The following is a 25,760-nucleotide window of genomic DNA, read 5'->3' as shown; positions in this document are numbered from 1 at the left end:
GTCCCGGTTGCTCCGGTCGGCTCAAACCGTAGCGGGAGTCCCCCCGTGGGTTACGGGCAACCACCCAATTCGCGGTCAGTACCCGAACACCCTGGGTGAACGCCCCCGGCCGGGTGACACTGATCGGGGTGTCGGTTGGTTCTTCTGGCGCATTGGCGGTCGCGCAGGGCAGAATGACCGCACGGGTGATCGCCGGAAAGTCACGACGCACCGTCCGTTGCACAAGACGAGGAACGCGGGGAATACGTCCCTCGTCGAGTAGCGGAGGTCAGCAGTGAGCGCACGGGGATGCACCGGTGGCGTTGTCTACGTCCACTCGTCGCCGTCTGCGGTCTGTCCGCACGTCGAGTGGGCGATCTCGGGCACCCTTGGTGGCCGGGCCGATCTGAAATGGACCGCCCAGCCGGCGGCGCCAGGACAGCTGCGCGCCGAATGCGCCTGGACCGGCGATGCCGGCACCGGCGCGTCGCTGGTGTCCGCGCTGCGGGCCTGGCCGATGCTGCGCTTCGAGGTCACCGAGGAACCCAGTGCCGGCGTGGACGGCGAGCGGTTCTGCCACGTCCCTGGCCTGGGCCTGTGGCGAGCCCGCACCAGCGTCAACGGCGACATCATGGTCACCGAGGACCAGCTGCGCACCCTGATGGCGGCCAACCGCGCCGCCGAGGCCATGACCCACCGCCTGGGCGAGCTGCTCGGCGCGGCCTGGGACGACGCCCTGGAGCCGTTCCGCCGGGCAGGCGACGGCGCGCCGGTGACCTGGCTGCACCGGGTGGGCTGAGCTGCCCACTTGGTATGGCACCCTGGTGGGGTGAGTGGGCTGCGGCGGTTCTGGCCGCTGTTTCTCGTCGGGCTGGTGCTGCTCGGCGCGGTGTCGATCGGGCTGACCCTGCGTCAGGCCTACCCCACCGCGGGCGCTGACCCCGCGGTGCGCGCGGTCATCGACAGCACCTCGGCGCGGCCACGGGAGCAGGAACCCGGACCGTCCACAGTGGAGTTCACCCCGGACGCCAGCGCGCACCCGGACGCCCCGGCCATCAAGAACCTGCTCACCGGCTACTTCGAGGCGATCAACAGCCGCAACTTCGACCAGTGGCGCGCGCACGTCACCGCCAAGGTCTCCCAGGAGACCCAGCGCGCGGTCTGGCTCGCCGACTACGCCACCACCAAGGACGGCAGCATCCTGGTCCGCCGGGTGATCAACTCACCCGGCGGCACCCTGCGGATCATGCTGACCTTCACCAGCACCCAGGACCCGGCCAAGTCCCCGCCGGACGCCCGCTCGGACTGCAACCGGTGGTGGGCGACCTACCAGCTCGCCATGGAGGGCCGCACGCTGCGCATCGACAAGGGCTCACCGCTGAGCACCATCGTCTCGGCCTGCTGAGCACGCGCTAGAGCGGGATGTTGCCGTGCGCGCCACGCCCGGCCACCGCACTCGCCAGCGCCTCGGCCAGCCGCCGCCGGGTGTGCCGGGGCTCGATCACCTCGTCCACCACCCCCAGCTCCACCGCGCGCGCCACCCCGCCCGCGACCCGCTCGTGCTCCCGCGCCAGCTCCGCCCGCAACGCCGCTCGCTCCACCTCGGGAGCGGCCGCCAGCCGGCGCCGGTGCAGCACGTCCACCGCGGCCGTGGCGCCCATCACCGCGACCTCGGCCGCCGGCCAGGCGAAGACGGCGGTGGCGCCCAGGGCACGGGAGTTCATCGCGATGTAGGCGCCGCCGTAGGCCTTGCGGGTGATCAGGGTGACCCGGGGGATGACGGCCTCGGCGAAGGCGTGCAGCAGTTTCGCGCCGCGGCGGACCACGCCCTCCCACTCCTGGCTCACCCCCGGCAGGTAGCCGGGCACGTCCACCAGCACCAGCAGCGGCACCCCGAAGGCGTCGCAGAGCCGGACGAAACGGGCCGCCTTCTCCGCACCGGCCGAGTCCAGGCAGCCACCCATCCGGATCGGGTTGTTCGCCAGCACGCCGACGGTGCGGCCGCCGAGCCTGCCAAGGCCGGTCACCACATTGGCCGCCCACCTCGGCTGGAGTTCCTCGACGCTGTCCAGCAGTTCGCGCACCAGTGGGCGCACGTCGTAGGCGCGTTGCGGCCGCTCGGGCAGCAGCGCGGCGAGGTCCCGCTCGTCACGCACCGCGTGCGGGTCGAACAGGCCGGGCCGGGCGAACAAGGCGGTGATCCGCCGGGCGCGGGCACAGGCGTCGGCCTCGTCGGTGGCCACGATGTGCGCCACGCCGGACTTCTCGCCGTGTGCCTCGGGACCGCCGAGCGCGGCCATCTCGATCCGCTCGCCGGTGACGCTGCGCACCACCTCCGGGCCGGTCACGAACACCCGGCCGCCCTCGGCCATGATCACCACGTCGGTGAGCGCGGGACCGTAGGCGGCGCCGCCTGCCGCCGGGCCGAGCACCACCGAGATCTGCGGGACCTTGCCGGAGGCGCGGACAATGGCCGCGAAGACCTGGCCGACCGCGTCCAGCGCGGCCACCCCCTCGGCCAGCCGGGCGCCGCCGGAATGCCACAGGCCGATGATCGGGATCCGCTCGCGCAGCGCGGTGTCGATGGCCGTCACCAGGTGCGCGCAGCCCGCGGTGCCCAGCGCGCCGCCCAGCAGCGCGGCGTCGGTGCAGAAGGCGATCACCGCGGCGCCCTCGACCCGGCCGCGCACGGTGTGCACCCCGCTGTCCTCCGGCGGGTGCAGCGGGATCATGGTGCCGTCGTCGAGCAGGCGGTTCAGCCGTAGCCCGGGAGAACGGGGATCGAGCCCCGTGTTGTCGAGTGGTTGGTCAGCCCTGGTCGCCAATGCCGTCATCAAACGCTCCTCGAGAGGTGCGGGACAGGCAGGAGGAGGCTGACGCCCCGGTCTGAGGGCGCCCCGGCATAACACCGGGGCGGAGACTCAGACCGAGGCGAAAGCCAGTGCGACGTTGTGCCCGCCGAAACCGAACGAGTCGTTCACGGCGGCCTGCAGCCGGACGTGCCGGGGTCCACCCGTCACCACGTCCAACCCGACCGCGGGGTCGAGGTTGTCCAGGTTCAGCGTCGGCGGGATCACGCCGTCGCGGACCGCGAGCACGGTGGCGATCGCCTCCACCGCACCGGAACCACCCAGCAGGTGACCCAGTGCGGACTTCGGCGCGGTGACCACGGCGTGGGTGCCGATGGCGGAGCGGATGGCCGCCGCCTCGGCCACGTCGCCGACCGGGGTCGACGTCGCGTGCGCGTTCACATGTCCCACATCCGCGGGGGTGAGCCCGCCGGTGCGCAGTGCGGCCTTGATGGCCCGGCTGGCGCCCTTGCCCTCCGGTTCCGGGGCGGTGATGTGGTAGGCGTCCGCGCTGGTGCCGATCCCGGCCAGCTGCCCGTACACCCTCGCCCCGCGCGCCGCGGCGTACTCGGCCCGTTCCAGCACCATGATCCCGGCGCCTTCCCCGAGCACGAACCCGTCGCGGGCGGTGTCGAACGGGCGGGAGGCCCGTTCGGGTTCGTCATTGCGCGTGCTCATCGCCCGCATCTGGGAGAACCCGGCCACCGGCAGCGCGCAGATGCTCGCCTCGGCGCCGCCACAGACCACGATGTCGCACTCGCCCGCCTTGAGCATCCGCCACGCCCAGGCGATGGCCTCGGCGCCGGAAGCGCAGGCGGAGACGGGAGCGTGCACCCCGGCCCTGGACCCCAGCTCCAGCCCGACCACGGCCGCGGGGCCGTTGGGCATCAGCATCGGGACGGTCAGGGGCGAGACCTTGCGCTTCCCGTAGGTCTCCAGGATGTCGTCCTGACCGAGGATGGTCAGGGCGCCCCCGATGCCGGTGCCCACCACGACGGCCAGCCGCTCGGGCTCGACCTCGGGTGCGCCGGCATCGGCCCACGCTTGCCGCGCGGCGATCAGGGCGACCTGCTCCGACCGGTCGAGGCGGCGAGCCTCGACCCTGGTCAGCACCTCGGTGGGTTCGACAGCGAGCTGGGCGGCGATGCGCACGTCCAGATCGAACCTGTCCACCCAGTCGGCCTTCAGCTCGCCGACTCCGCTGCGCCCGGCGAGCATCGCGTCCCAGGTGGACGCGACGTCGCCGCCGAGCGGAGTCGTCGCACCGAGACCGGTGACGACAACGTCAGGAGATGTCATTGGTTCTTCGAGATGTAGTTCACCGCGTCGCCGACGGTCTTCAGGTTGACCAGCTCGTCGTCCGGGATCTTCACGCCGAACTTGTCCTCGGCCTGCACCGCGACCTCGACCATGGACAGCGAGTCGATGTCCAGGTCGTCCACGAAGGACTTGTCGGCGGAGACGTCGGCCTGGTCCACACCGGCGACCTCTTCGATGATCTCGGCGAGACCTTCGAGAATTTCTTCGTTCGAAGCCATTGAGCTTGTTCCTTTCGAGTTACCCACCGACCAGAGCGGCAACGGCCGCCCCGGAGTCTTGTTGAGTTGCCGCCCCCGTGCTCAGGGGCAGATGACCACCTGTCCGGCGGACACCAGGCCGGCGCCGAAACCAATGAGCAGCAACACATCGCCGCTGGAGATCTCACCGGCCGCACGCATGTGGTCCAGGGCGATCGGGATCGAGGCCGAGGAGGTGTTGCCGCTGGTGACGATGTCCCTGGCGACCACCAGGTCCTCCCGGGCGCCGCGACCGCGCAGTTCCTTGGCGATGGACTCCACGATCCGCAGGTTCGCCTGGTGCGGCACCAGCGCGTCGATGTCGGAGAGCTTGAGCCCGGCCAGTTCCACCGCGCGTTCGGCCACCGGCCAGTTCTCCGTGGTGGCCCAGCGGAACACCGACTGGCCCTCCTGGTAGAGGTAGCGCTGCGGGGTCACCCCGATCACCTCGGCCATGCCGCCCGCGCTCTCCCAGGCCACCGGCCCGATGGCGGGTTCGTCCGAGGGTCCGACCACCACGGCCCCGGCGCCGTCGGCGAAGATGATGCAGGTTGAGCGGTCCGTCCAGTCCACCCAGTCGGTGAAGCGCTCGGCGCCGATCACCAGGACGTACCGGGAGGAGCCGCCTCGGACCAGGTCCGAGGCGGTGGCCATGGCGTAGCAGAAGCCGGCGCAGGCCGCGTTCACATCGAAGGCGCCCGCCTTGACGATCCCGATCCGCGCGGCCACCTGGGCCGCGGCGTTGGGGATGGTGGTGGGCATGGTGCAGGTGGCGATGATGACCGTGTCGATCTCGGTCGGGTCCAGCCCGGAGTCCGCGACGGCCTTCTTGCCCGCCTCGACCGCCATGTCGGTCAGCGACTGGTCCTCGCGGGCGAGCCTGCGGGTCTTGATGCCCACCCGGCTCTGGATCCACTCGTCGGAGGTGTCGACCAGCTTGGCGAGGTCGTGGTTGGTCACCACGCGGTCGCCCTGGTGACTGCCAAGTCCGATGATCTTCGTGCCGACCGGGCCGGGGGCCAGCTGCATGGTTGGTCGCTCCTCGTTGCTCACGCCGCACCACCGGCGAACAGGTCGACCGCCTTGTCCAGGTCGGCCGGGGACTTCAGGGGGAGCCGCGCAACGTCGGGCAGCTCGCGCTTGACCAGGCCACTCAGGGTCCCGGCCGGAGGCAGCTCGACGACCGCGGTCACACCCTGAGCAGCGAGGGTGGTCATGCAGGCGTCCCAACGCACCGGCGAGGTCACCTGGGTGACCAGCCGGCCAAGCACTTCGGCGCCGCCGGTGCCCACAGGGAGCACAGCGCCTTCGGCGTTGGACAACAAGGGGCGCGTGACGTTGTTCACCGTCATCTGGGCGGCACGGGCGCGCAGCGCCTCGGCCGCCGGGGCCATGTACGCGGTGTGGAAGGCGCCCGCGACCGGCAGCGCCTTGACCCGCGCGCGCTCGGGCGGGTTCGCCAGCAGCTTGTCCAGCCCGGCCAGGCTGCCCGCGGCCACGATCTGACCCGCGCCGTTGCGGTTGGCGGGGATCAGGCCGAACTCCTCGATCCGGGCGAGGACCTCGGCCTGCACACCGCCCATCACGGCGGTCATGCCGGTCGGTTCGAGCGCGCAGGCGGCGGCCATCTCGGCGCCGCGCACCGCGGCCAGCGCGACGGCGTCGTCGGCGGTGAGCACGCCACCCAGAACAGCGGCGGCGAGCTCACCGACCGAGTGGCCGGCGACCGGGACGTCGGTGGGCAACTCGACCCGGCGGGCCAACTCTTCGTACGCCAGCAACGCCAGGGCCACCACCAGTGGCTGGGTCACCGACGTGTCCTTGATCTCCTCCGCGGTCGCCGTGGTGCCGAGGCGGACCAGGTCCAGCCCGGTCAGCTCGGACCAGTGGGACAGCCGCTGCGCGGTTCCGGGCAGTTCGAGCCAGGGCTCGAACATGCCGGGGGACTGCGAGCCCTGTCCGGGAGCGAGGAGAGCGATCACGTCGGTAACTGAACACGCTCAAGGGGGTCTGGAGGCATGCCGCCGGGGACTAAGTTCGGCGGCTGGTTTTGTGGAGTGTCTACAAGCAGTAGTAGAAAACGGGGCCAGATATGTCAGTTTCATTGTGGCGACCGCTAGAAGTCCGGCTCGCGCATTAGGCCAAATGGGTGAGCATTGAGACGGAGGTCACCAGAGTCCGCGGGCCCTGGCCAGCCGCCCCACCGCGAGGGCCACCCGGAGCACCAGCGCGTCCCGTGGATCGGTGGCGGTGTGCCCGGTGATCTCGGCCACCCGGCGCAGCCGGTACCGCACGGTGTTGGAGTGCACGAACAGGGTGCGCGCGCAGCTCTCCAGCACACCGCCTGCCTCCAGATAGGCCTCCACGGTCTCCAACAGTGAGCCGCCTGCCTCCACCAGCGGCCGCACCACCCGTTCCACCAGCTGCCGTTCGGCCTCGGGGTCACCGGCCAGCGCGCGTTCGGGCAGTAGTTCGCCGGAGCGCACCGGGCGCGGCGCGGCCGGCCAGCCGACCACGGCGCGCAGGCCGGAGATGGCGTCGGCGGCACTGTGGTGCGCCTCGGCCAGACTGGGCACGGTCGGCCCGGCCACCACCGGCCCGTCGCCGAAGGCCTCGGACATCTTGGCCAGCACATCGTGTCCGGTGGAGCCGGCCACCGGCCCGCCGAGCACCACCACCAGCCGGGAGCCCTGCACGCCGAGCAGCACCGCGCGGCCGGTGCGGGCGGCCCGGCTGCGCACGTCGAAGACCACCGCGGGCGGGTCGTCGCTGGCCGGGTTGCCGACCAGCACGGTGGCCTCGGCGGCCAGGTCCCAGCCCAGCGCGGCGGCCCTGGACAGCAGCGACTCCTCGGCGTCGCCACGCACGATGCCGTCCACCATCAGCGCTTCCAGGCGGGCGTCCCAGGCGCCGCGGGCCTCGGCCGCGGCGGCGTAGGAGGTGGCCGCGGCGAAGGCGATCTCCCGGCCGTAGCGCAGCACGGCCTCGGTGAGCCAGGCGCGTTCGGCGGTGTCCCTGCCCAGTATCGGCAGCTGCTGCTCCAGCATGTCGATCGCTATCCGGACCAGTTCCACGGTCTGGCGCAGGCTGACCCAGCGGGAGATGTCCCTGGGCGCGGCGCGGAAGGCCTCGGCGGTGAGCCGGATGGCCTGGCGCGGGTCGCGCAGCCATTCCACGAAGTTGGCCGCGCCGGTCTGGATCACCAGCAGCACGCTGGCCCGCTGGTCGGCCGGCATCCGGCGGAACCAGGGCAGCTGGGAGTCCATCGCGGAGATGCTGGCCGCGGCCAGGTCCCCGGAGGCGCGCTCCAGTCCCCGCAGGGTCGCCGCGGACAGCTCCGGCGGCGGGTGGGGCTGCGGCACGACCTCGGCACTCATGTCTCCCAGAGTCCCACGCCGGGGCAGCGCTGAAGCTCACCCAGGGCGTTACCTCTGTCGAGTGACCGCCTATACGGGGAAAATCCCAGAATTATGTGCCGCCAGTCTGCCCTGTTTTCGCTGTTCACCCGCCGGTAGGAACGTTCTGCTCGCCCGAAAGGGGCACAGGCGATGCAGGAGGTCTCACCGTGCGTAGAACAACCGCCGCCCGTGGCAGGTGGCCGAGAGCAGCGGCGCTGACACTCGGTCTGCTCGGACTGCTCGGCAGCCAGGTCGTGACCGCGACCCAGCCCGCCGAAGCAGCGGAAACGGCCAACCCGGCCGCGCTCAAGGAGTTCTACAGCCAGGTTCCGAACTGGCAGCCGTGCAAGTTCAACAGCGCGCTGGACTGCGCCACCCTGGTGGTGCCGATGGACTACGGCAAGCCCAAGCAGGAGCGGATCGCGCTCTCGGTCAGCAGGCTCAAGGCCAGCGACCCGGCCAAGCGCCGCGGCATCCTGCTGTCCAACCCCGGCGGTCCCGGCGGCAGCGGCCTGGCCCTGCCGACCTACTTCTACGGCACCCCGCTGACCGAGGTCTACGACCTGATCGGCTTCGACCCGCGCGGGGTCAACGAGTCCACCCTGCTCAGCTGCGAGGTCACCACCGACCTGCACAAGCTCAACTCGCGGCCGGAGGACAAGGACTTCGCGGCCTGGACGGCCAGCGCCCGGCAGAGCGAGGAGGCCTGCCGCAAGGCCGGTGGCGCGCTGCGCAAGCACGTCAACACACCCAACACCGCCCGCGACATGGATGTCATCCGCGGTGTGCTGGGGGAGAAGAAGCTCAGCTACGTGGGCTACTCCTACGGCACCTACCTGGGCGCGGTCTACGGCAGCCTGTTCCCCAAGCAGCTCGACCGCAGCGTGCTGGACTCCTCGGTGCACCCGGAGTGGATCTGGCGGCACCAGTTCAAGCAGCAGTCGGTGGCCTTCCGGGAGAACGTGGACCTGTGGGCGGAATGGGCCGGGCAGCGCAACAACCGCTTCGGCATCGGCAAGACCAAGGCCGAGGTGCTGGCCACCGTCGAGCAGGTCGCGGCCAAGCTGCACGCCACCCCGGCTGACGGCTTCGACCGCACCCAGTTCGACGCGGGTGTCGGCGGCGGCGCGCGCTACCGGTTCAACTGGGAGTTCCTCGCCGAGGACGTGAAGTACTTCCGCGACTTCCAGCCCGGCTCGGCCGAGTTCGCCGAGGCGGCCAAGGCCGGCAAGGAACTCGCCGCGCTGGGCCTGGCCCAGCTGCGCGCGGGTGTGTTCGACACGGTCACCTGCGAGGCGGACTGGCCGCGCGACCTGGACAGCTACTACCAGGACATGCGCGAGTTCCGGGACCGCTACCCCTACGGCCTCGGCGTGACCAGGGCCGCGCCGCGCACCTGCACCTTCCGCTCGTTCACCCCGCCGGAGAAGCCGGTCAAGCTCAAGCGCAAGGGCTACCAGACCGGCGTGGTGATCCAGGCCGACGGCGACACCCAGACCCACTACGACGGCGGCCCGGCCATGGCCGAGCGCCTGGAGGACCACCTGATCTCGGTGGCCGACGAGGGCAGGCACGGCCTGTACGCCCTGGGCGGCAACACCTGTGTGGACGAGCACGTCAACCGGTACCTGGTCGACGGCGTGCTGCCGCCGAGCCGGGTGATCTGCGCGGGCACCCCGCGCCCGGACGTGCCCACCGACGCCGAGTCGGCCTCGTCCCGGTCCCGCAGGCTCGCGCCGACCCCGCCGGGCGCGCTCGCGGAGAAGGTGCGGCAGGCCGCGGCGGCCAACAAGGTGACCAACCTGCCGTTCTGATTCAGCCGCCAGGACAACGGAAAAGGGAGAAGGCCCGGCGCTCGCGCCGGGCCTTCTCATCCCTCCGGTCCCCACCGGTAGTTCTACTGTGGACGGTCAAGGGCCGTTGGGGCTAGTGCATTACTCCTATCGGGTCTGTGTCGCGCCTTGCTGGTTTAGTCCAACCGGCCCACGATCAACTCCGTAGCGACAACCTGTCGCGGATTAGAGGAGGAAGTCGTGGGAGGCGAACTACGCCGGGGGCTCGCGGACGCGTGGTCCATGGTGGCCACATTCGTGCCGAAGCTCTTCGGCTTCTTGCTGATCCTGTTGGTCGGCTGGCTGATCGCCAAGGCGCTGGCCAAGGTGGTCTCGTTGCTGCTGCGCAAGACCGGCTTCAACAGGCTGGCCGACAAGGCGGGCGTCGGCACTCTGCTGGCCAGTCAGCGGGTGGACGCCGCCGAGATCATCGTCAAACTCGTCTACTACTTCGTCCTGCTGATCGCGCTGCAACTGGCCTTCGGCGTCTTCGGCGCGGGCAACGCGGTGAGCCAGCTGCTCACCGACATCATCGGCTACCTGCCTCGGATCATCGTGGCCATCGTGCTGCTGCTAGTGGCCGCGGCCATCGCCCGCATCGCCCGCGACCTGGTCGGCACCGCCATCGGCGCCCGCCCGTTCACCGCACTGCTGCGCGGCATCACCTACGCCTTCATCCTGGCCCTTGGCGTGATCGCCGCGCTGAACCAGCTCGGCATCGCCACCACGGTCACCACCCCGGTGCTGATCGCGGTGCTGGCCACCGTCGGCGGCATCCTGGTGGTCGGCGTCGGCGGCGGCCTGATCCGGCCCATGCAGGACCGCTGGGGCAGCTGGCTGAACCGGATCGAGAGCGAGGCCGCGGCCACCCGCAACCCCGCTCCCGCACCCGGCACCTCCAACACCCCAGGCCCGCCACCGAACGAGACGCCAACCCCGCCCGCGGGGACGCCGATCCCGCCGATGCCGCCAGCGCAGTAGACAGGCATGGGCTCGCGAGAACGCGCTGCGAGCCCATGGACAGTCCGCCACTTGTTGCGAAACAGGCGTGGCGCGCCAGCGACACGGCGGGCTCTTCACCAGCGGCGGGGTGCCGATTTTTCGCGTTGCCTTGTCGTGTGCCCGACGCATCCGAAGCTTGCTTCGCGTGCGGCGGGTACATGACGAGGCGACTTCGAAGCGAAAAATCCAGCGTGCGGAGCACGCCAATCAACACAGTCGCCGATCCAACACAGCGAGCACGTCCTTCCAGCTCAGATAAGCGAAACCGGTGGTCTCCAGCTCCTTGCCCGAGGGGTCGGTGACCGCCGGTTTCCGCTCTCCGTCGTGCACCGCGAGCAGCCCGGCCGGATAGCCGGGCAGCGGGGTGGTCACCACGGCCGCGCCGTCGGAGTGCTCCACCGAGTCCCGGCCGTGCCCCTCGCGCACCCGGAAGGTGCCCAGCACCGTGCCCGGCTTCTCCCGGTCGTAGACCACGAACCGGGAATCACCCTGGCTGGAGGCGACCAGCTGGCCGCGCCCGTGCCCGGCGTCGGCGATGGTCAGGCCCTCGGCGTCCGCGGTCAGCCACTTCCCGCCGAAGCCAGGATCCGCGCCGGCCGGCACGCACTCCTCGGTCTGCTCGTCGTACTTCGCGGGCACCCCGAACTCGCGCACCCGGTCGATCAGTTCCGGCTGACCGAAGCCCTTGGCGGACAACGGGATCCGCCAGATGCCGACATCCTCCTGAGCCGCGTAGAGCACCCCGTGCCGGGAGTCGATCACCATGCCCTCGATCTGCGGGCCCTCGCCCGGCTCGCCGCAGGGCACCCAGGTCTTGCCGTCGGGCAACCGGAAACTCGCCGGGAGGTCCACAGTGGACAGTGGGCGGATGGAGACGCCCTCGGCGGTGCGCACCGGGGTCAGCAGGGCCAGCCGGGTCTCGTGGCGGCGGCTGGCCACCACCAGCGGGGTGCCCCGGTCGGCGCCTGCGGCCAGGCCGTAGGCGGTGCGCTGCTCGTCCACCTCGGCCTCGGTCTGGCTGAACACCCGAGGGGTCGCCGCCGCGGTCACGTCCTTGAGCACGCTCTTCCCGGCCGCCGCGCCGCGCGGGTCGACCCGGTACACCCGCACCCGGTCCCGGCCCCGGTCACTGACAAAAGCCAGGTCGCCCAGCAGGTCCACGTTGTTGAACCGCCCCGGCGCGGCCCCGGTCACCGGCGGCGGCGGGGCGGCCACCAGCTGCAGCAGCTTCCCGGACAGGTCGAAGGCGGCCAGCCCGCCCTCCTTGAGCGTGCCCAGCACGACGCTGTCACCGCGCCGGGACGGGTGTACCCAGATCGCCGGGTCGTCCGCGTTGGCCTTCGGCGGTGTGCCGGAGGCGTCGTCGACGAAGGCCGGGGTCTGGGCGGCAGGGATGACGATGCCGGGCCGGGCGTCGGCGACACCGGGCAGGCCGAGCGCGAGCAGCGCGGTGCTCGACACGACGGCGACAAGGGGGACCAGCAGGTTGCGCATGGATCAACCTTGGCCGCCGCAGGTGAACGCGAACAGTCTTTCAGGTCACTATCCCCTGGGCGGAATAGCGGCGGGGGAGCAGAGTGTTGGCCAGAACAGAAGTGTCGTGCGCTCCGGGGTCGGTGAAAATCCGAACCGGCGGTGACAGCCCGCGACCCGCCGGCAGCCAGCAGGCGGTTGACACGGTGGAATTCCGTGGCCGACGGTGAAAGTCCGGATGGGAGGCTGCGCACGCGCGCCCGCGTACCCGGACTCATCCCGGCACGCCGGTGTCGCGTCGCCGTTCCCGAAAACAGCCCCGCTGCCTGGGCTGTGGGGAGAGGCAGATGCGGTTCCTGATGGAACACGGGTTCGAGTTCTTCGGCCAGCGGGTCGCCTACGCCGAGCTGATCGGCCAGCTAGGCGCGCTAGCCGTGGTGTTCCTGGCCCAGCGCCGCACCCTGTGGACCTGGCCGGTGCAGATCGTCACCGCCGTGCTGCTCTTCAGCGTCTACCTCTCCGCCCAGCTCGGCGGCCTGGCCACCCGGCAGGTCGCGGTGCTGGCCATCGCGGTCTACGGCTGGTGGGCCTGGACCCGCCGCCGCGACCCGGTCTTCGGCGTCGCGGTGCGCGCGGCCAGCGCCACCGAACGCCTGGTGATCCTCGGCCTGATGCTCGTCGGCACCACCGGGTTCGCCCTGCTGCTGGACGCCCTGGACGCCTCCTGGGCACCCTGGCCGGACGCCTGGATCTTCGTCGGCACCCTGGTCGCCTACGGCGCGCAGGCGGCCGGTCTGGTCGAGTTCTGGCTGGTGTGGCTGGCCGTGGACGCGGTCGGCGTGCCCTTGCAACTGATGTCCGGCCTGTGGTTCTCCGCGCTGGTCTACATCGTGTTCGCGGTGCTCGTGGTGCGCGGCTGGCTGGACTGGAACCGCACCGCGGCCGCCGCCCGCAACCGAATGACGGTTGACACGATCGGGTGAGGCTGATGGGTTCAGGCGGGGCTCACTGGGGGCCCTGCCCGAACTCATCGAGGAGTCACGTGCGTCGACTCATCGCCCTGTCCGCGCTGACCGCGGCCACGCTGGGCCTGGTGGCCCCGCTCGCCACCGCAGCGCCCGCCCCGCCGCGCACCGGCTTCGAGCAGTCCAACGGAGCCCGCTGGACCGGCCTGGACGAGGAACAGCGTTTCCTGGCCGCGGTCGACAAGGCCAGCAGGCACACCACGGTCAGCCGGATCGGCAGCACGGTCCAGGGCCGCCCGCTGAACCTGGTCCGGATCGGCCCCGCGCACGCCACCAGCACGGTGCTGTTCATCTGCTCCCAGCACGGTGACGAGCCCTCCGGCCGGGACGCCTGCCTGACCAAGCTGCGCGACCTCGCCTTCCAGCGGGAGAACCCGCGGGTCAAGTACCTGTTCGTGCCCACGGCCAATCCGGACGGCCGGGCCGCGGACACCCGCACCAACGCCAACGGCGTGGACATCAACCGGGACCACCTGCTGCTGGTCTCACCCGAGGCCAAGGCCCTCGCCGCGGTCATCCGCGAGCACCGCCCCGAGGTCATCCACGACCTGCACGAGTACGGCGCCACGCCCAAGTTCTACGACAAGGACGTGCTGTACCTGTGGTCCCGCAACCTCAACGTGGCCGACCACCTGCACGACGAGTCGGTCACCCTGTCCAAGGACTACGCCAAACCGCACGTCGAAGGGGCCGGGCACTCCACTGGTGAGTACGGCATCTGGACCGACCCGGTGACCGGCAAACCGATCCGCCAGGTCGCAGGCGACGGTCAGGAGCGGATCCTGCGCAACACCGCGGGCCTCAAGCACGCGGTCGGCATCCTGCTGGAGACCAAGGTCGACCCCAAGGACGCCGCCGAGGCCGCCGACCCAGCGCTCAACCAGCGCCGCCGGGTGCACTCCCAGCTCGCCGCGGTCGCGGGCACCGGCAAGCTGGTGGCCGACCGCTGGGCGCCGATCGCACTGGCCACCGGCAAGAGCCGCCTCGGCGCGGTGCTCGGCCAGGGCCCGGTCTACTTCGGCGGCGCGGACAACGAGCCGGCCAAGCCCGAGGACACCGAGAAAAACCCGGCCTGCGGCTACAAGCTGACCGCCGAGCAGTTCGCCGCCCACCGCGAAGTCCTCGGCCTGCACGGCATCTTCTCGGTGCCGGTGCCCGGCGGCCGCCTGGTGCCACGCAACCAGGAAGCCGGGCGCCTGATCCCGCTGCTGCTGGACGCCCGCGCCGACTACGGCCTGGTCAAGGCCACCACGGCCCCGCACTGCGTCTGAGCATGACGATGGGGCTCCCCTAACTTGGGGGCTCCCCTAACTTGCGGGGAGCCCCATCGCGCAATGCCTCAACGATCAGGCGGAGCCGGAGTCCGAGGTCTGCGGACCGGCGGCCTGGACGTCGTCGATGCGGTACTTGCGTGCCGCCTCGGCGACCACCGACTGCTCGACCTCACCGCGCTTGGCCAGTGCGGCCAGCGTGGCCACCGTGATCGACTCGGCGTCGACCAGGAAGTGGCGGCGGGCTGCCGGGCGGGTGTCGGAGAAGCCGAACCCGTCGGTGCCCAGGGTGAGCATGTCGGTGGGCACCCACGGCCGGATCAGGTCCGGGACCGCGCGCATCCAGTCCGACACCGCCACCACCGGGCCCTGGCCCTGGGAGAGCGCCTGGGTGATGTAGGGCACCCGCTGGCCCTGCTCGGGGTGCAGCAGGTTCTCCCGGTCGATCGCCACCGCCTCGCGGCGCAGCTGTGACCAGGAGGTGGCCGACCACACATCCGCGTGCACGCCCCAGTCCTGGGCGAGCAGCTCCTGCGCGCGCACCGCCCACGGCAGCGCCACGCCGGAGGCCAGCACCTGGGCCCGCAGCGGGCCTTCGCCCTGCGCCGCCTTGACCCGGTGCAGACCACGCAGCAGACCGTCCACGTCCAGGTCAGCCGGTTCGGCGGGCTGGACGTAGGGGTCGTTGTAGACGGTCAGGTAGTAGAAGATGTCCTCGGCGTGCTCGCCGTACATCCGGCGCAGACCGTCCTTGACGATGTGCGCGACCTCATACCCGTAGGCGGGGTCGTAGGCCACCACGGCCGGGTTGGTGTAGGCCAGCAGCTGCGAGTGCCCGTCGTTGTGCTGCAGGCCCTCACCGGTCAGCGTGGTGCGACCGGCGGTGGCGCCGATGACGAAGCCGCGGGCCATCTGGTCCGCCGCCGCCCACAGGCTGTCGCCGGTGCGCTGGAACCCGAACATCGAGTAGAAGATGTAGATCGGGATCATCGGCTCGCCGTGCGTGGCGTAGGAGGTGCCCGCGGCGGTGAACGAGGCGGTCGACCCGGCCTCGTTGATACCCTCGTGCAGGATCTGGCCCCGCTCGCTCTCCTTGTAGGCGAGCATCAGCTTGGCGTCCACCGAGGTGTACAGCTGACCGTGCGGGTTGTAGATCTTCTGCGTCGGGAACATGGAGTCCATGCCGAAGGTGCGTGCCTCGTCCGGGATGATCGGGACGAGCCGCGGGCCGATCTCCGGGTCCTTCGCCAGGTCCTTGACCAGCCGGACGAAGGCCATGGTGGTGGCCACCTCCTGCTTGCCGGACCCACGCTGGATGACCTCGTAGACCTTGTCCGCCGGCAGCGCCAGCGGCTTGTGCTTCACCCGGCGGGCAGGCGCCGAGCCACCGAGCTGGCGGCGGCGGTCCTGCAGGTACTGGATCTCCGCGGAGTCCTGGCCGGGGTGGTAGTACGGCGGCAGGTACGGGTCGCGCTCCAGCTCGGCGTCGGTGATCGGGATCCGCTGGGTGTCCCGGAACCGCTTCAGGTCCTCGAGGGTGAGCTTCTTCATCTGGTGCGTGGCGTTGCGCGCCTCGAACTGCGGGCCCAGGCCGTAACCCTTGATCGTCTTGGCCAGGATGACCGTCGGCTGGCCGTGGTGCTCGGTGGCCGCCTTGTAGGCCGCGTAGACCTTGCGGTAGTCGTGCCCGCCGCGCTTGAGGTTCCAGATGTCCTGGTCGCTGTACGGCGTGACCAGCTCCTTCGTCCGCGGGTCGCGGCCGAAGAAGTGTTCCCGCACGTAGGCGCCGTCATTGGCCTTGTAGGTCTGGAAGTCGCCGTCCGGCGTGGTGTTCATCAGGTTGATCAGCGCGCCGTCGCGGTCGGCGTGCAGCAGGGTGTCCCACTCCCGGCCCCACACGACCTTGATCACGTTCCAGCCCGCGCCGCGGAAGAACGACTCCAGCTCCTGGATGATCTTGCCGTTGCCGCGCACCGGCCCGTCCAGGCGCTGCAGGTTGCAGTTGATCACGAAGGTCAGGTTGTCCAGGCCCTCGTGCGCCGCGACGTGGATCAGGCCACGCGACTCCGGCTCGTCCATCTCGCCGTCGCCGAGGAAGGCCCAGACCCGCTGCTGCGAGGTGTCGGCCATGCCGCGGTCGTGCATGTACCGGTTGAATCGGGCCTGGTAGATGGCGTTCATCGGGCCGAGGCCCATGGACACCGTCGGGAACTCCCAGAAGTCCGGCATCAGCCGGGGGTGCGGGTAGGACGGCAGGCCGCCGCCCGCTCCGGCGTGCGACAACTCCTGCCGGAAGCCGTCGAGCTGCTCCGCGGAGAGGCGGCCTTCCAGGAAGGCGCGCGCGTAGATGCCGGGCGAGGCGTGACCCTGGATGAAGAGCTGGTCGCCGCCGCCGGGGTGATCCTTGCCGCGGAAGAACCAGTTGAAGCCGACCTCGTAGAGCGCGGCCGAGGAGGCGTAGGTGGAGATGTGCCCACCGACGCCGACGCCGGGACGCTGCGCGCGGTGCACCATGACCGCGGCGTTCCAGCGGATGAACGCCCGGTAGCGGCGCTCGGTCTCCTCATCGCCGGGGAACCAGGGCTCCCGCTCGGTGGGGATGGTGTTCACGTAGTCCGTGCTGGTCAGCGCGGGTACGCCAACGTGGCTCTCGCGAGCCCGCTCCAGCAGTCGGAGCATCAGGTACCGGGCGCGCTGCTGACCGGCTCCGGCGAGGACGGCGTCGAAGGACTCCAGCCACTCGGCGGTCTCCTCCGGATCGATGTCCGGCAGGTGGGCGGCCAGCCCGTCACGGATGACCCGCACCCGCTCAGGGGTGCCGGCGCCGGTGTTCTGCGGGGCCAAGGGTTCTCCTCGCCATGCTTCGTCGTCAGTTTCGGGGCAGCCTTTCTCGGCCACGCGGTGTCAGTGGAGCATCCCACGCGTTGGCGCTGCCGTGTCATCGTCCCCCATTCCTTACGCGTGCGCGCACGCGCGTCACCGCTACCGGCCGGTAACTGTCAATAGTCCGATAGAGGGCAGCCGGATGCCGCCGGTTGGGAAGCGATTCCGGCGTGTCCCGGGGCGTGCAGTTGCGCAGGTGGGCACTCGCAGTGTTCGCTAGCCGGGATCGGTTGGACACACCAGTGCGGCGGCCGTACGGCCAGCCGCACTCGCGTAGTTGGAGGAGTGACACTCGTGGTCGCCGCGGAAGGCGCTGAAAAGGTCGGCGTCGCCGAGAGGCTCGGTATTGAGCCGGACATGGTGGTCCAGGAACTCGGCTGGGACGAGGATGTTGATGACGACATCCGCGCCGCCGTGGAGGAGCGCTGTGGAGGCGAACTCCTCGACGAGGACGCACAGGAAGTCATCGACGTCGTGCTGTATTGGTGGCGGGAGGGTGACGGTGATCTCACCGACGACCTTGTCGACGCCATCACACCACTCGCCGACGAGGGCGTGATCTGGCTGCTGACACCCAAGACGGGCAAGCCGGGCTACGTGGAGCCGAGTGACATCGGCGACGCGTCAAGCACCGCCGGGCTGTCCGTCACCTCGACACTGTCGGTGTCGGAGGGCTGGACAGCGACTCGTCTGGTGGGAGCGCGGGCTGGCAAGCCCAAGCGCTGAGACCAAGTCTGTGGGTAGTCCCTGAGGGTCTAGGCTGGCTCGCTGGAAGCCAGCCAGACTCCCAGGAGAGTGCTCGATGACGATCGAGGTCGGTACGCAGGCCCCGGATTTCACGCTGCCGGACAGCAACAAGGAGAAGGTGACCCTCTCCTCGTTCCGCGGTGAGAAGCACGTCCTGCTCGTGTTCTACCCGTTCGCGTTCAGCGGCATCTGCACGGGCGAGCTGTGCCAGGTCCGGGACGAGATCGGGGACTACCAGAACGACGCGGTACAGGTGCTCGGCGTGTCCGTGGACACCCCGTTCAGCCTGAAGGCCTGGGCGGAGCAGGAGGGCTACACCTTCCCGCTGCTGTCCGACTTCTGGCCGCACGGCGAGGTCGCCAAGACCTACGGCGTCTTCAACGACACCGCGGGCTTCGCCCTGCGCGGCACCTTCCTGATCGACAAGGAAGGCACCGTCCGCTTCGCCGAGACCAACGCCCCCGGCGAGGCACGCGACCAGTCCGCGTGGAAGAAGGCGCTGGCCGAGGTCATCGGCTAAATCGCATGATCTTGCAGAGCCCCGGGCGGTACGCTCGGGGCTGCTGCGAGGGCGCATAGCTCAGCGGGAGAGCACTCGCCTTACAAGCGAGGGGTCGTTGGTTCGAACCCAACTGTGCCCACCAGGTCAGAGGCCTGGAGACCAGGCAGGCCCGGTTCGTGTGACATGACTTGTGACATGAACCGGGCCTAGTCTGCCTGTATGGCCCCTGCGAACGACCCTCGGAAACGTCGCCAACCGGGCAGCATCGACGAGCTGCCGAGCGGCGCGTTGCGGGTCCGCGTTTACGCGGGGATCGACACGGTGAGTAAGAAGGCGCTCTACCTGGTCGAGACGATTCCGCCCGGTCCGAAGGCGCGGGATGAGGCTGAGGCCGCCCGTGCCCGGCTGGTTGCGGATGTGAAGGAACGTCGTAACCCGCGGACGAAGGCCACCGTCGACCAGATGTTGAGCCGGTACCTCGACCGGTGGGGCGGCGAGCCCGAGACCAAGGAGATGTACCGCAGCTACCACCGCAACCACATCTCACCGTTCGTCGGTAAGCAGATGGCTGGCTCGGTCGACGCTGAGGTGCTCGACTCCCTCTACGCCGAACTTCTTCGGTGCAGGGTGCACTGCGATGGCCGGAAGCGCACAGACCACCGGACCACCAGGAAGCACGAGTGTGATCACCGCTGCGGACCGCATCAGTGCAAGCCGCTGGGGGCCACTGCTGTCCGGCACATCCACTTCCTGCTGTCCGGCGCCTACAAGCGGGCCAACCGGTGGAAATGGGTCTCGCACAACCCGTGCACCCAGGCCGAGCCCCCGCCTGCGCCTCCGCCGAACCCCAAGCCGCCGACTGCGGAGAACGCGGCCAAGATCCTGAACGAGGCGTGGCGGGTCGACCCGGACTGGGGAACCTTCATCTGGCTCGCGATGACCACCGGCGCCCGGCGCGGTGAGCTGTGCGGCCTGCGCTGGTGGCACATCGACCTCGACAACGCCGTGATCATCCTCGAAAAGGCCATGCGGGGGAGACGCGAGAAGGACACGAAGACGCACCAGCACCGGCGGATCGCGCTCGATGCGGAGACCGTGCTGGTGCTGCGCGAGTACCTGGCACGGTGCCAGGCACGCGCAGCCGCTCTTGGGATCGAACTCCGGGTAGACGCCTTCGCCTTCTCGTTGGTCCCGGACCACGGCGTGGCTCTCCTGCCCAGTTCCGTCACCCAGCGGTTCGAGCGCCTTGCCGAACGGCTCGACATCGACACCACCCTGAACAAGTTGCGCCACTACTCGGCGACCGAACTCATCGCCGCCGGTGTAGACATCCGGACAGTCAGCGGCCGACTCGGCCACGCTGGCGGCGGCACCACCACGCTGAAGAACTACTCCGCGTTCGTCGCCCTGGCCGACCAGCGCGCCGCGGACAGCCTGGCGCCGCGCATGCCGAGCAGGCCGGCGTTCGAGCCGGACTCGGTGGAGCGAGCCAAGACCGATCCGCGGAGCCCGTACGAGAAGCTCGCCGCCGAGCTGCGTCAGCAGATCCTGGACGGCAAGCTGACCGCTGGCACCCCACTGCCAGGCGTCCGCGAACTGGGGAATGCCCATTCGATCGCGCTCAGCACGGCCCACCGGGCGATCAGCCTGTTGAAGAAGTGGGGCCTGGTAGAGGCGCAGGGGCGCCGCACCACCATCGTGCGCGAGATCGAGATCACCGAGACAGCTACGGCTACATCGGCGACAACCGATACCGACCTGGTCCACGAGGACGACCTGTATCCGCTGGAGTCCGTTGAGATCGAGGTCCGCAGGGACGGCCAGGTCGTCAGGAAAATCTCCGCCGCCGTCGACCTTGGAGACTTTCAGCAGCTCAAGCGCCTGCTGATCGCCACCATTCGTCGATCTGGTGGTGACGTGACTGAACTCGACCGATACGAAATGGACATCATGCGTTACGGCCAGGACAAGGTGCTCACCACGTTCGTCGTCGCGGGGTAGCCGTGGTGCAGTCGTCAGGTGATGGCTGGGGCCAGTCCGGCCGTGCACGGCGCGGGGCGCGACAAAAGGTCGCACCCCGAAGAAACGGCGGCAAGGCCGCCGCAAGATGGGCCTTACCGGCCCATACAACCATGACAGTGTTCATGGGGTCAGAGGGCGTTCTTGGCTGCTCAGAGCAGGTGTCCGACGGTCGATGCGGCGGGAGTTTCCCACACTTTTCAGACGGCGCTGTGGGGCATCGCGCGGCGCAAATGCGCGGCTTATCCCGCCTGGATCCTCAGCGGCCGTGACGAGGCAGCCCCGGCCCCGGACGACCGCGTGAGGACTGGCGTCGGCCGAACAACATCCGGTTCACCGCGCCCACAGTGGGCCATCCTCGGGGTTGGCCCGGCGCACCTCCGCGACCAGGTCTTTCGCTGAAAATGAAACCCAAGGTATCCCCCGTGAGCGGGGATACCATAGTGCAAATGGGCGGGGTGGGGTCCTGTTAACCGAGCGCACGGGAGAAGCGCGTGGACCACACCGAACAGCTACTCAATGCCATGGCCTCCTGGGTGCAGGCCAGCTCGGAGCAGACAGGTTTTGCTGCCACGCCGGAGCTGGCCGCAGTTCGAGCAGCTGGCCTGTTGCGAACGCTGGTCGCTGAACTCGCGGACAAGGAACTCGGCCATAGGGTCGCGGCGGCCCGAAGGCGGCAGCCGCGAGGCCACACTTGGAAGCAGATCGGTGCCGAACTCGGAGTCAGCGGCCAGGCTGCGGGCAAGTACGTGCGGCAGCGTGGCCTGCACGTCAGCCGCGTCGTCCCAGGTCGTGGGGGGACTGCGAGACGAAAGCAGCATGAGAAGCTCGTTCGGGAAGCACAATTCCAGGCTGGGCAAACATGGTCGGGGCGGCCGATTCGTCGTGTCATGGCCAAGGACGGCACCGTGGAATTCAGACCTGCCCGCCCCAGTCGAATCGACACCATCACCGCGATCTGGGTTCGAGATGGCCGGATCGTCGTTGATGCCGCCCGGGAGGAGGGCCGGCACAACTTGGCCGCTCCGCGCGGGGAGAGGCGTGGAACGCCCGACCGCACTGACGGAGGTGGGATGACGGGCAGTGCGGGCCGCAGCGCCGGGAACCAAGACCTCCCTGGCGAGATTCCAGCCGCCCTGGCAGGGCCGCGATATCGGCCAGCAGGCCGGTAGCCCGCTCGTTCGCAAATGCTTAATGAAGTTTCACCAGTGGGCTATTCCGAACCCAAGGAAGGTAACGCGACGAGCGTCCTCTGGTTGCGAAATATGGTCGCTGCGCGCACTTATTTGGCAACCGACTGTCATGCGATGGTTGCCGTCGAACACCTGGCTGGGAGCGGGTGATTCGAGCGTTTACATACGATACTGTTGATCCTTGAGATTGCCGAAGTGGCCACAGTGGACAACTTGGAGCACTCTTGGACAACAGTGGGTAGCGGCCAGGAACCCCAGAGTTACAATGGCCACCGGGTGTTACGTGGCGAATACCCGGCCGAGGAAGAAGGCGCTCCGGACAATCAGGAGGTGACCGAACCTTCACCTGCTGAGTTGGTCCACAAAATCGACGACCTGCTCTTCCGGGTAGATCGGTTGATCGGAGTAGCCGAATCTTTGCGGAGACGCGGGGAATGACCAGCGGGCACGAGGGCCTCGCGAGGATGTCCAAGGCTCCGTAGGATCGCGCGAGTGGATGTTGGTGCGCTGTGGGATGACCTCCAGGACACGCTGACCCCGCTGCTGGGCAGCTTCCGGGCTCGGCTCGATGATCTGGACGTCTCGACCAAGGCCGATCAGACCTTGCTGTCCGAGGCTGACCTCGCCGTCCAGGAGCACATCGTCGCGAAGATCCTGGCCGCGGACCCGGGCGCGCACATAGTCGCCGAGGAGGGTCGGCAGACGCTGGAGAGCGCTGGCTCGACGACTTCCAACCGCACATGGATCATCGACCCGATCGACGGCACCGCACAGTTCGTCCGGCCGGATCGAGTCGAGTTCTGCAGCGTGGTCTGCCTGCTCGACCAGCGGCGGCCGGTGGCCGCGTTCGTGTTGGCGCCCGAGCTTGGTCCGGAGCGCAGCCCGGTGCGCGTCTCCGTGGATGAAGCTGGCGGCCCCATCGCGGTGAACGGCCGGGTGGCCGCTGCTCGATCAGCCACGGAGCCGCTTCGGGCGTCGGTGACGCGGAGTTCCGGTGTTCCACCGCGCCCGTGGGAACAGCCTCTCCTCGATGCGGGTTTCGAACTCAAGACCCGGACCACCTCCCAGACCCTGGACATGGTCAGGACCTGCGTCGACCTTTCCGCACACACGGAGCCCGTGCTCACCCAGTTCGCCCTCTTCTACCGGCCAAACCAGAAGGTCTGGGACGGCGCGGCGGGCATGTGCCTCGCCCAGGCCGGCGGCCTGCAGGTGCTGGACCGCAACGGCATCGACCGGCCGATCATCGATCTGGATTTCTCCGTCCCGGAGCCCCAGTTCCCGAGCACCCTGGTCACGCTGCCGAGCCTGCCGAAGGAGATCGTGGCGGCCTTCGCCGAATGAGCTACGCGTCGCTGTCCAAGCGCGACAGCCAGCTGGCGACCACCTTGGCCTCGGGATCGTCGACGCCGAGCGGCCGGCGGGTCAGCAGGTCGTATGCCTCGACCAGAGAGTGCCGCCCGGCGGCTCCATCACCGAGTTCGTCCTGAACCCGGCCGCGAGCAGCGAGCGCTCGCGCCCTGCTGACCGGATCGTTGACATCCTGCAGGAAAGCCTCGACGCACTCGTTGTAGAAGCCCACCGCGGAGCCGAGCTGCCCTTGGTCGCGGTGCAGGTCGGCCAGGCGGCGGAGCGAGAAGCCCTTCAGCCGGCCGTGGCGCGCCCGGCCTTGGTCGTTGAGCAGCCCGCCGTAGGCGAGGCTCGCGCGGAAGCACTGCTCGGCTTCCCCGAACTGGCCGTTGATCGCGTAGGCCATGCCCAGGGCCAGGCGCAGTGACGCGAGGCCGTTCTCATTCCCCAACTCGGCGTAGACCTCCTCCGCCGCCTGGTACGCCTCGATCGCCTTTCGGATGGTCCTGCCGGGCGCGGTCGGATCCACTTCGAGTCGGTAGGCATCCGCGAGTTCGCGCAGTGTGGTGCCTTCACCCGCACGATCCTGGCGACGTCCGTGTTCCAGGTACTCGGCGTGGTAGAGGTCCCGGCTGCGTTCGAGCAGAGAGATCGCCTGGTCACAGGCTTCAGGCGGAGCTGGCCGGGCGTCATCTTCGTCTCGCAGCCGTTCCTGCTCCGCGAGCACACCGATCATGGCCAGGCGGCCGCGGTTGCGCAGCGATCTGGCGCGGTCGCTGCGGGCAGTCGCCATCCGGCTCGCGATCTCTTCGACGCGGTGCCAGTCAGCCAGGTGGCTGCCGATCTCCAGGAAGTAGAACAGGCTGGTGGCCAAGCGCGGCGTGGGTTCCAGTTCGGCCTCGGCCGCGGCTTGAACGAGTGCGACCAGGTTCGCGTGCTCGGCGGCGAACCACCCGGTCGGCGAGCTGGCCGCGTCGACCGCCTCGACCCCCGCCGGGTCGCGTTCGCGCCAGCTGCGGAGGTAGTCCGCGTCGACCATCGGGTTGTTGTGGTTCTGGCGGTCGAACGCGTGGTTGACGCAGCCGTAGTACGCGTGAACTAGGCGGTCCAGTGCCACCCGGGAGTCCGAAGTGGACTCCTGTTGTTCAAGTAGTTCCCTGGCGTACAAGCGAAGCAAGTCGTGCATGCCGACACGCCCGTTCGCCCCGGTCACCAGGAACCGGCGCCGCAACAGGTCGATCTGCTCCGCCGCCGTGTCGATGTCGACGCCCACGAGCGCCGCGATGGTGAACGGCTCGGCGGTGTGTCCAGCCGCCGGGTGCAGGCTCAGCAGGCGGAACATCCGCTGGGCCTCCTCCGGCAAGCCCCGGTAGGACCACGAGAACACCGCGCGCACGTTGGTCCGCGGGTCGTCCGGGTTGCCAAGCCGCCGTAGCCGTCGGCGTTCGTCGGCGAGCTGCCGAACCAGCGCGGCCACCGACACGTCCGGGTCCGCGGCCGCCCGGCTGCCCGCTACGCGCAAGGCGAGTGGGAGGTAGGCGCAGAGCTTGGCCAGCGCGGCGGCTGCCGGTTCATCGGCGTCCACTCGTTCGCCGATCACCTTGCGCAGCAACGCTTTGGCTTCCGTCGGCGACAGCAGGCCGAGGCTCATGGGGCTGGCACCTTCCGCGAGAAGCCCGTCCAGGCGGTCCCTGCTCGTCACGATCACGAAGCACGACTCCGTGGCGGGCAACAACGGTCGGACCTGGTCGGCGGTGACGGCGTTGTCGAGCACCAGCAGCATCCGCTTCCCGGCGATCCTGCTCCGGAAGAGCGACACCCTAGCGTCGAGCCCATCTGGGACGCGGTCGACACCCCAGACATCCTTGAGCCAGTCGGCCAGCACCTCGCTGGGGGACAAGGGCTTCTCGTCCGGGGCGTAGCCACGCAGGTCCCGGAACAGCTGACCGTCCGGGAACTGCGGGCTCGCCGTGTGCGACCAGTGCAGGACCAGCCCGGTCTTGCCGACTCCGGCCATGCCGGACACCACGACCATTCCGGTGGCGTGCTGGGGCAGAGTTCCCTGTGCGGCAAGCAGATTGGCCAGCAACCGCACCTCGTGTTCCCGGCCGGTGAAGTGGGTCGGTGCCGGTCCTAGCTGCCGTGGGACCTGGTGACCACTCCCGCCGCTCGGTTTGGCTCGTTCCAGTTCTTCGGTCAGGCGACTGTGCTCCGCCTTCCAGAAGGCGGGGTCGGTGGTCACCGACACTGGCCGCCGGCGTTCCCTGGCTGCCGTGTGGCACACGCCGACCCAGGCCGCGACGAGGCTCCAGTCCGGCGCCTTCCGGATCTTCACGCCGCGCTCGATCTCGTTGGCCCGCCCAGGGCTGAGGGTCCGGCCCTGCAATGCCAGGTTCATCCGGTCCGAGAACTCGCCCAACGGGAGCCCGGCGTCCTCACGGAGCTGCTTCAACCCGGCGCAGAACCGGACGAGGACCTCGCGTTCCTCTGAAGCAACAGCCATCACTTGGTCCTCAGCGTTCGACGTGGGTTCGACGCTCTACGTCACAGTGCGGCCCTGACCTGCATGTTCGCCTTGCTGTTGGCCGAGTCCGTTCGACGTTTGGTCCTCTGTGGCCGGAACCAGACCACAGTCGACGCATGGCACAAGAACACTCCCGCTGGCGGGACCAGGCATCGAC

The 25,760-nt window shown here is 69.6% G+C and carries 19 protein-coding genes, 1 tRNA gene and 1 riboswitch; of the genes, 11 read left to right on the top strand and 9 right to left on the bottom strand.

The annotated features are described in order from the left end of the window. Positions 1 to 274: 274 nt before the first annotated feature. Positions 275 to 778 (top strand): DUF3145 domain-containing protein, encoded by a 504-nt coding sequence (locus ACTOWY_RS02935; protein WP_441308047.1) that lies wholly within the window; start codon positions 275 to 277, stop codon positions 776 to 778. 30 nt (positions 779 to 808) lie between these two features. Next, positions 809 to 1,384, top strand: coding sequence for a hypothetical protein (locus ACTOWY_RS02930; protein WP_441308046.1), 576 nt, complete (start codon positions 809 to 811; stop codon positions 1,382 to 1,384). Positions 1,385 to 1,391: 7 nt separating this feature from the next. Here ACTOWY_RS02930 and ACTOWY_RS02925 read toward each other — a convergent pair whose 3' ends face one another. From ACTOWY_RS02925 to ACTOWY_RS02900, 6 genes are all read right to left on the bottom strand, one after another. Beyond that, entirely contained in the window at positions 1,392 to 2,813 is a 1,422-nt protein-coding gene (locus ACTOWY_RS02925; RefSeq protein ID WP_441308045.1) for an acyl-CoA carboxylase subunit beta, read from the bottom strand. Positions 2,814 to 2,900: 87 nt separating this feature from the next. Further along, on the bottom strand, positions 2,901 to 4,127 hold the full coding sequence (locus ACTOWY_RS02920) for a beta-ketoacyl-[acyl-carrier-protein] synthase family protein (protein ID WP_441308044.1): 1,227 nt from the start codon (positions 4,125 to 4,127) through the stop codon (positions 2,901 to 2,903). Next, on the bottom strand, positions 4,124 to 4,366 hold the full coding sequence (locus tag ACTOWY_RS02915) for an acyl carrier protein (RefSeq protein ID WP_185002353.1): 243 nt from the start codon (positions 4,364 to 4,366) through the stop codon (positions 4,124 to 4,126). The genes ACTOWY_RS02920 and ACTOWY_RS02915 overlap by 4 nt, the downstream gene beginning before the upstream one ends. An 81-nt stretch (positions 4,367 to 4,447) precedes the next feature. Next, positions 4,448 to 5,413, bottom strand: a complete 966-nt coding sequence (locus tag ACTOWY_RS02910; RefSeq protein WP_441308386.1) for a beta-ketoacyl-ACP synthase III — start codon at positions 5,411 to 5,413, stop codon at positions 4,448 to 4,450. Positions 5,414 to 5,433: 20 nt separating this feature from the next. After that, complete coding sequence (locus tag ACTOWY_RS02905; protein WP_441308043.1) at positions 5,434 to 6,366, bottom strand: ACP S-malonyltransferase; 933 nt, start codon at positions 6,364 to 6,366, stop codon at positions 5,434 to 5,436. Between the two features lie 186 nt (positions 6,367 to 6,552). Beyond that, the gene (locus tag ACTOWY_RS02900; RefSeq protein ID WP_247759842.1) at positions 6,553 to 7,761 is read right to left on the bottom strand and encodes a PucR family transcriptional regulator; all 1,209 of its coding nucleotides are present in this window, start codon (positions 7,759 to 7,761) and stop codon (positions 6,553 to 6,555) included. 188 nt (positions 7,762 to 7,949) lie between these two features. On the opposite strand from ACTOWY_RS02900, the gene ACTOWY_RS02895 reads away from it, so the two are divergent. After that, entirely contained in the window at positions 7,950 to 9,596 is a 1,647-nt protein-coding gene (locus ACTOWY_RS02895) for an alpha/beta fold hydrolase (RefSeq protein WP_441308042.1), read from the top strand. A 219-nt stretch (positions 9,597 to 9,815) separates the two neighbouring features. After that, positions 9,816 to 10,595 (top strand): mechanosensitive ion channel family protein, encoded by a 780-nt coding sequence (locus tag ACTOWY_RS02890; RefSeq protein WP_441308041.1) that lies wholly within the window; start codon positions 9,816 to 9,818, stop codon positions 10,593 to 10,595. A gap of 228 nt (positions 10,596 to 10,823) precedes the next feature. Here the strand turns inward: ACTOWY_RS02890 and ACTOWY_RS02885 are convergent, their stop codons facing one another. Continuing rightward, the gene (locus tag ACTOWY_RS02885; RefSeq protein ID WP_441308040.1) at positions 10,824 to 12,110 is read right to left on the bottom strand and encodes a phytase; all 1,287 of its coding nucleotides are present in this window, start codon (positions 12,108 to 12,110) and stop codon (positions 10,824 to 10,826) included. A gap of 104 nt (positions 12,111 to 12,214) precedes the next feature. Continuing rightward, positions 12,215 to 12,343: riboswitch (FMN riboswitch) on the top strand. 93 nt (positions 12,344 to 12,436) lie between these two features. Here ACTOWY_RS02885 and ACTOWY_RS02880 point away from each other — a divergent pair. Both ACTOWY_RS02880 and ACTOWY_RS02875 read left to right on the top strand, forming a co-directional pair. Beyond that, positions 12,437 to 13,072, top strand: a complete 636-nt coding sequence (locus tag ACTOWY_RS02880) for a nicotinamide mononucleotide transporter family protein (protein ID WP_441308039.1) — start codon at positions 12,437 to 12,439, stop codon at positions 13,070 to 13,072. 59 nt (positions 13,073 to 13,131) lie between these two features. Beyond that, positions 13,132 to 14,385 (top strand): M14 family metallopeptidase, encoded by a 1,254-nt coding sequence (locus ACTOWY_RS02875; protein ID WP_441308038.1) that lies wholly within the window; start codon positions 13,132 to 13,134, stop codon positions 14,383 to 14,385. A gap of 75 nt (positions 14,386 to 14,460) precedes the next feature. Here ACTOWY_RS02875 and aceE read toward each other — a convergent pair whose 3' ends face one another. Continuing rightward, on the bottom strand, positions 14,461 to 17,229 hold the full coding sequence (gene aceE / locus ACTOWY_RS02870) for a pyruvate dehydrogenase (acetyl-transferring), homodimeric type (RefSeq protein WP_441308037.1): 2,769 nt from the start codon (positions 17,227 to 17,229) through the stop codon (positions 14,461 to 14,463). Between the two features lie 333 nt (positions 17,230 to 17,562). Between aceE and ACTOWY_RS02865 the strand changes: the two genes are divergently transcribed. The 5 genes from ACTOWY_RS02865 to ACTOWY_RS02845 all read left to right on the top strand — a co-directional run bounded on the left by ACTOWY_RS02865 (position 17,563) and on the right by ACTOWY_RS02845 (position 23,073). After that, positions 17,563 to 17,994, top strand: a complete 432-nt coding sequence (locus ACTOWY_RS02865) for a DUF3052 domain-containing protein (RefSeq protein ID WP_247759849.1) — start codon at positions 17,563 to 17,565, stop codon at positions 17,992 to 17,994. A 76-nt stretch (positions 17,995 to 18,070) separates the two neighbouring features. Next, positions 18,071 to 18,535, top strand: a complete 465-nt coding sequence (locus tag ACTOWY_RS02860) for a peroxiredoxin (RefSeq protein ID WP_247759850.1) — start codon at positions 18,071 to 18,073, stop codon at positions 18,533 to 18,535. Between the two features lie 49 nt (positions 18,536 to 18,584). Continuing rightward, positions 18,585 to 18,659: transfer RNA gene (locus tag ACTOWY_RS02855), tRNA-Val, on the top strand. Positions 18,660 to 19,030: 371 nt separating this feature from the next. After that, the gene (locus ACTOWY_RS02850; protein WP_441308036.1) at positions 19,031 to 20,518 is read left to right on the top strand and encodes a tyrosine-type recombinase/integrase; all 1,488 of its coding nucleotides are present in this window, start codon (positions 19,031 to 19,033) and stop codon (positions 20,516 to 20,518) included. Positions 20,519 to 22,221: 1,703 nt separating this feature from the next. Further along, complete coding sequence (locus ACTOWY_RS02845; RefSeq protein WP_441308035.1) at positions 22,222 to 23,073, top strand: inositol monophosphatase family protein; 852 nt, start codon at positions 22,222 to 22,224, stop codon at positions 23,071 to 23,073. A 1-nt stretch (position 23,074) separates the two neighbouring features. On the opposite strand, the gene ACTOWY_RS02840 is transcribed toward ACTOWY_RS02845, so the two are convergent. Continuing rightward, positions 23,075 to 25,582 (bottom strand): NB-ARC domain-containing protein, encoded by a 2,508-nt coding sequence (locus tag ACTOWY_RS02840; RefSeq protein WP_441308034.1) that lies wholly within the window; start codon positions 25,580 to 25,582, stop codon positions 23,075 to 23,077. Positions 25,583 to 25,760 lie beyond the last annotated feature (178 nt).

It is taken from the genome of Crossiella sp. CA198, from assembly GCF_052078295.1.
Taxonomy (GTDB): Bacteria; Actinomycetota; Actinomycetes; order Mycobacteriales; family Pseudonocardiaceae; genus Crossiella.
The sequence above is the reverse complement of the archived record's forward strand: the minus strand, read 5'-3'. Positions and strand labels throughout refer to the sequence as shown.

Bases quoted from the DNA above. Each gene is read 5' to 3' on its own strand.
- ACTOWY_RS02840 (WP_441308034.1), bottom strand. From the start codon at position 25,582: ATGGCTGTTGCTTCAGAGGAACGCGAGGTCCTCGTCCGGTTCTGCGCC.
- ACTOWY_RS02850 (WP_441308036.1), top strand. From the start codon at position 19,031: ATGTACCGCAGCTACCACCGCAACCACATCTCACCGTTCGTCGGTAAG.
- ACTOWY_RS02910 (WP_441308386.1), bottom strand. From the start codon at position 5,413: ATGCAGCTGGCCCCCGGCCCGGTCGGCACGAAGATCATCGGACTTGGC.
- ACTOWY_RS02880 (WP_441308039.1), top strand. From the start codon at position 12,437: ATGCGGTTCCTGATGGAACACGGGTTCGAGTTCTTCGGCCAGCGGGTC.
- ACTOWY_RS02885 (WP_441308040.1), bottom strand. From the start codon at position 12,110: ATGCGCAACCTGCTGGTCCCCCTTGTCGCCGTCGTGTCGAGCACCGCG.
- ACTOWY_RS02900 (WP_247759842.1), bottom strand. From the start codon at position 7,761: ATGAGTGCCGAGGTCGTGCCGCAGCCCCACCCGCCGCCGGAGCTGTCC.
- ACTOWY_RS02920 (WP_441308044.1), bottom strand. From the start codon at position 4,127: ATGACATCTCCTGACGTTGTCGTCACCGGTCTCGGTGCGACGACTCCG.
- ACTOWY_RS02915 (WP_185002353.1), bottom strand. From the start codon at position 4,366: ATGGCTTCGAACGAAGAAATTCTCGAAGGTCTCGCCGAGATCATCGAA.
- ACTOWY_RS02860 (WP_247759850.1), top strand. From the start codon at position 18,071: ATGACGATCGAGGTCGGTACGCAGGCCCCGGATTTCACGCTGCCGGAC.
- ACTOWY_RS02925 (WP_441308045.1), bottom strand. From the start codon at position 2,813: ATGACGGCATTGGCGACCAGGGCTGACCAACCACTCGACAACACGGGG.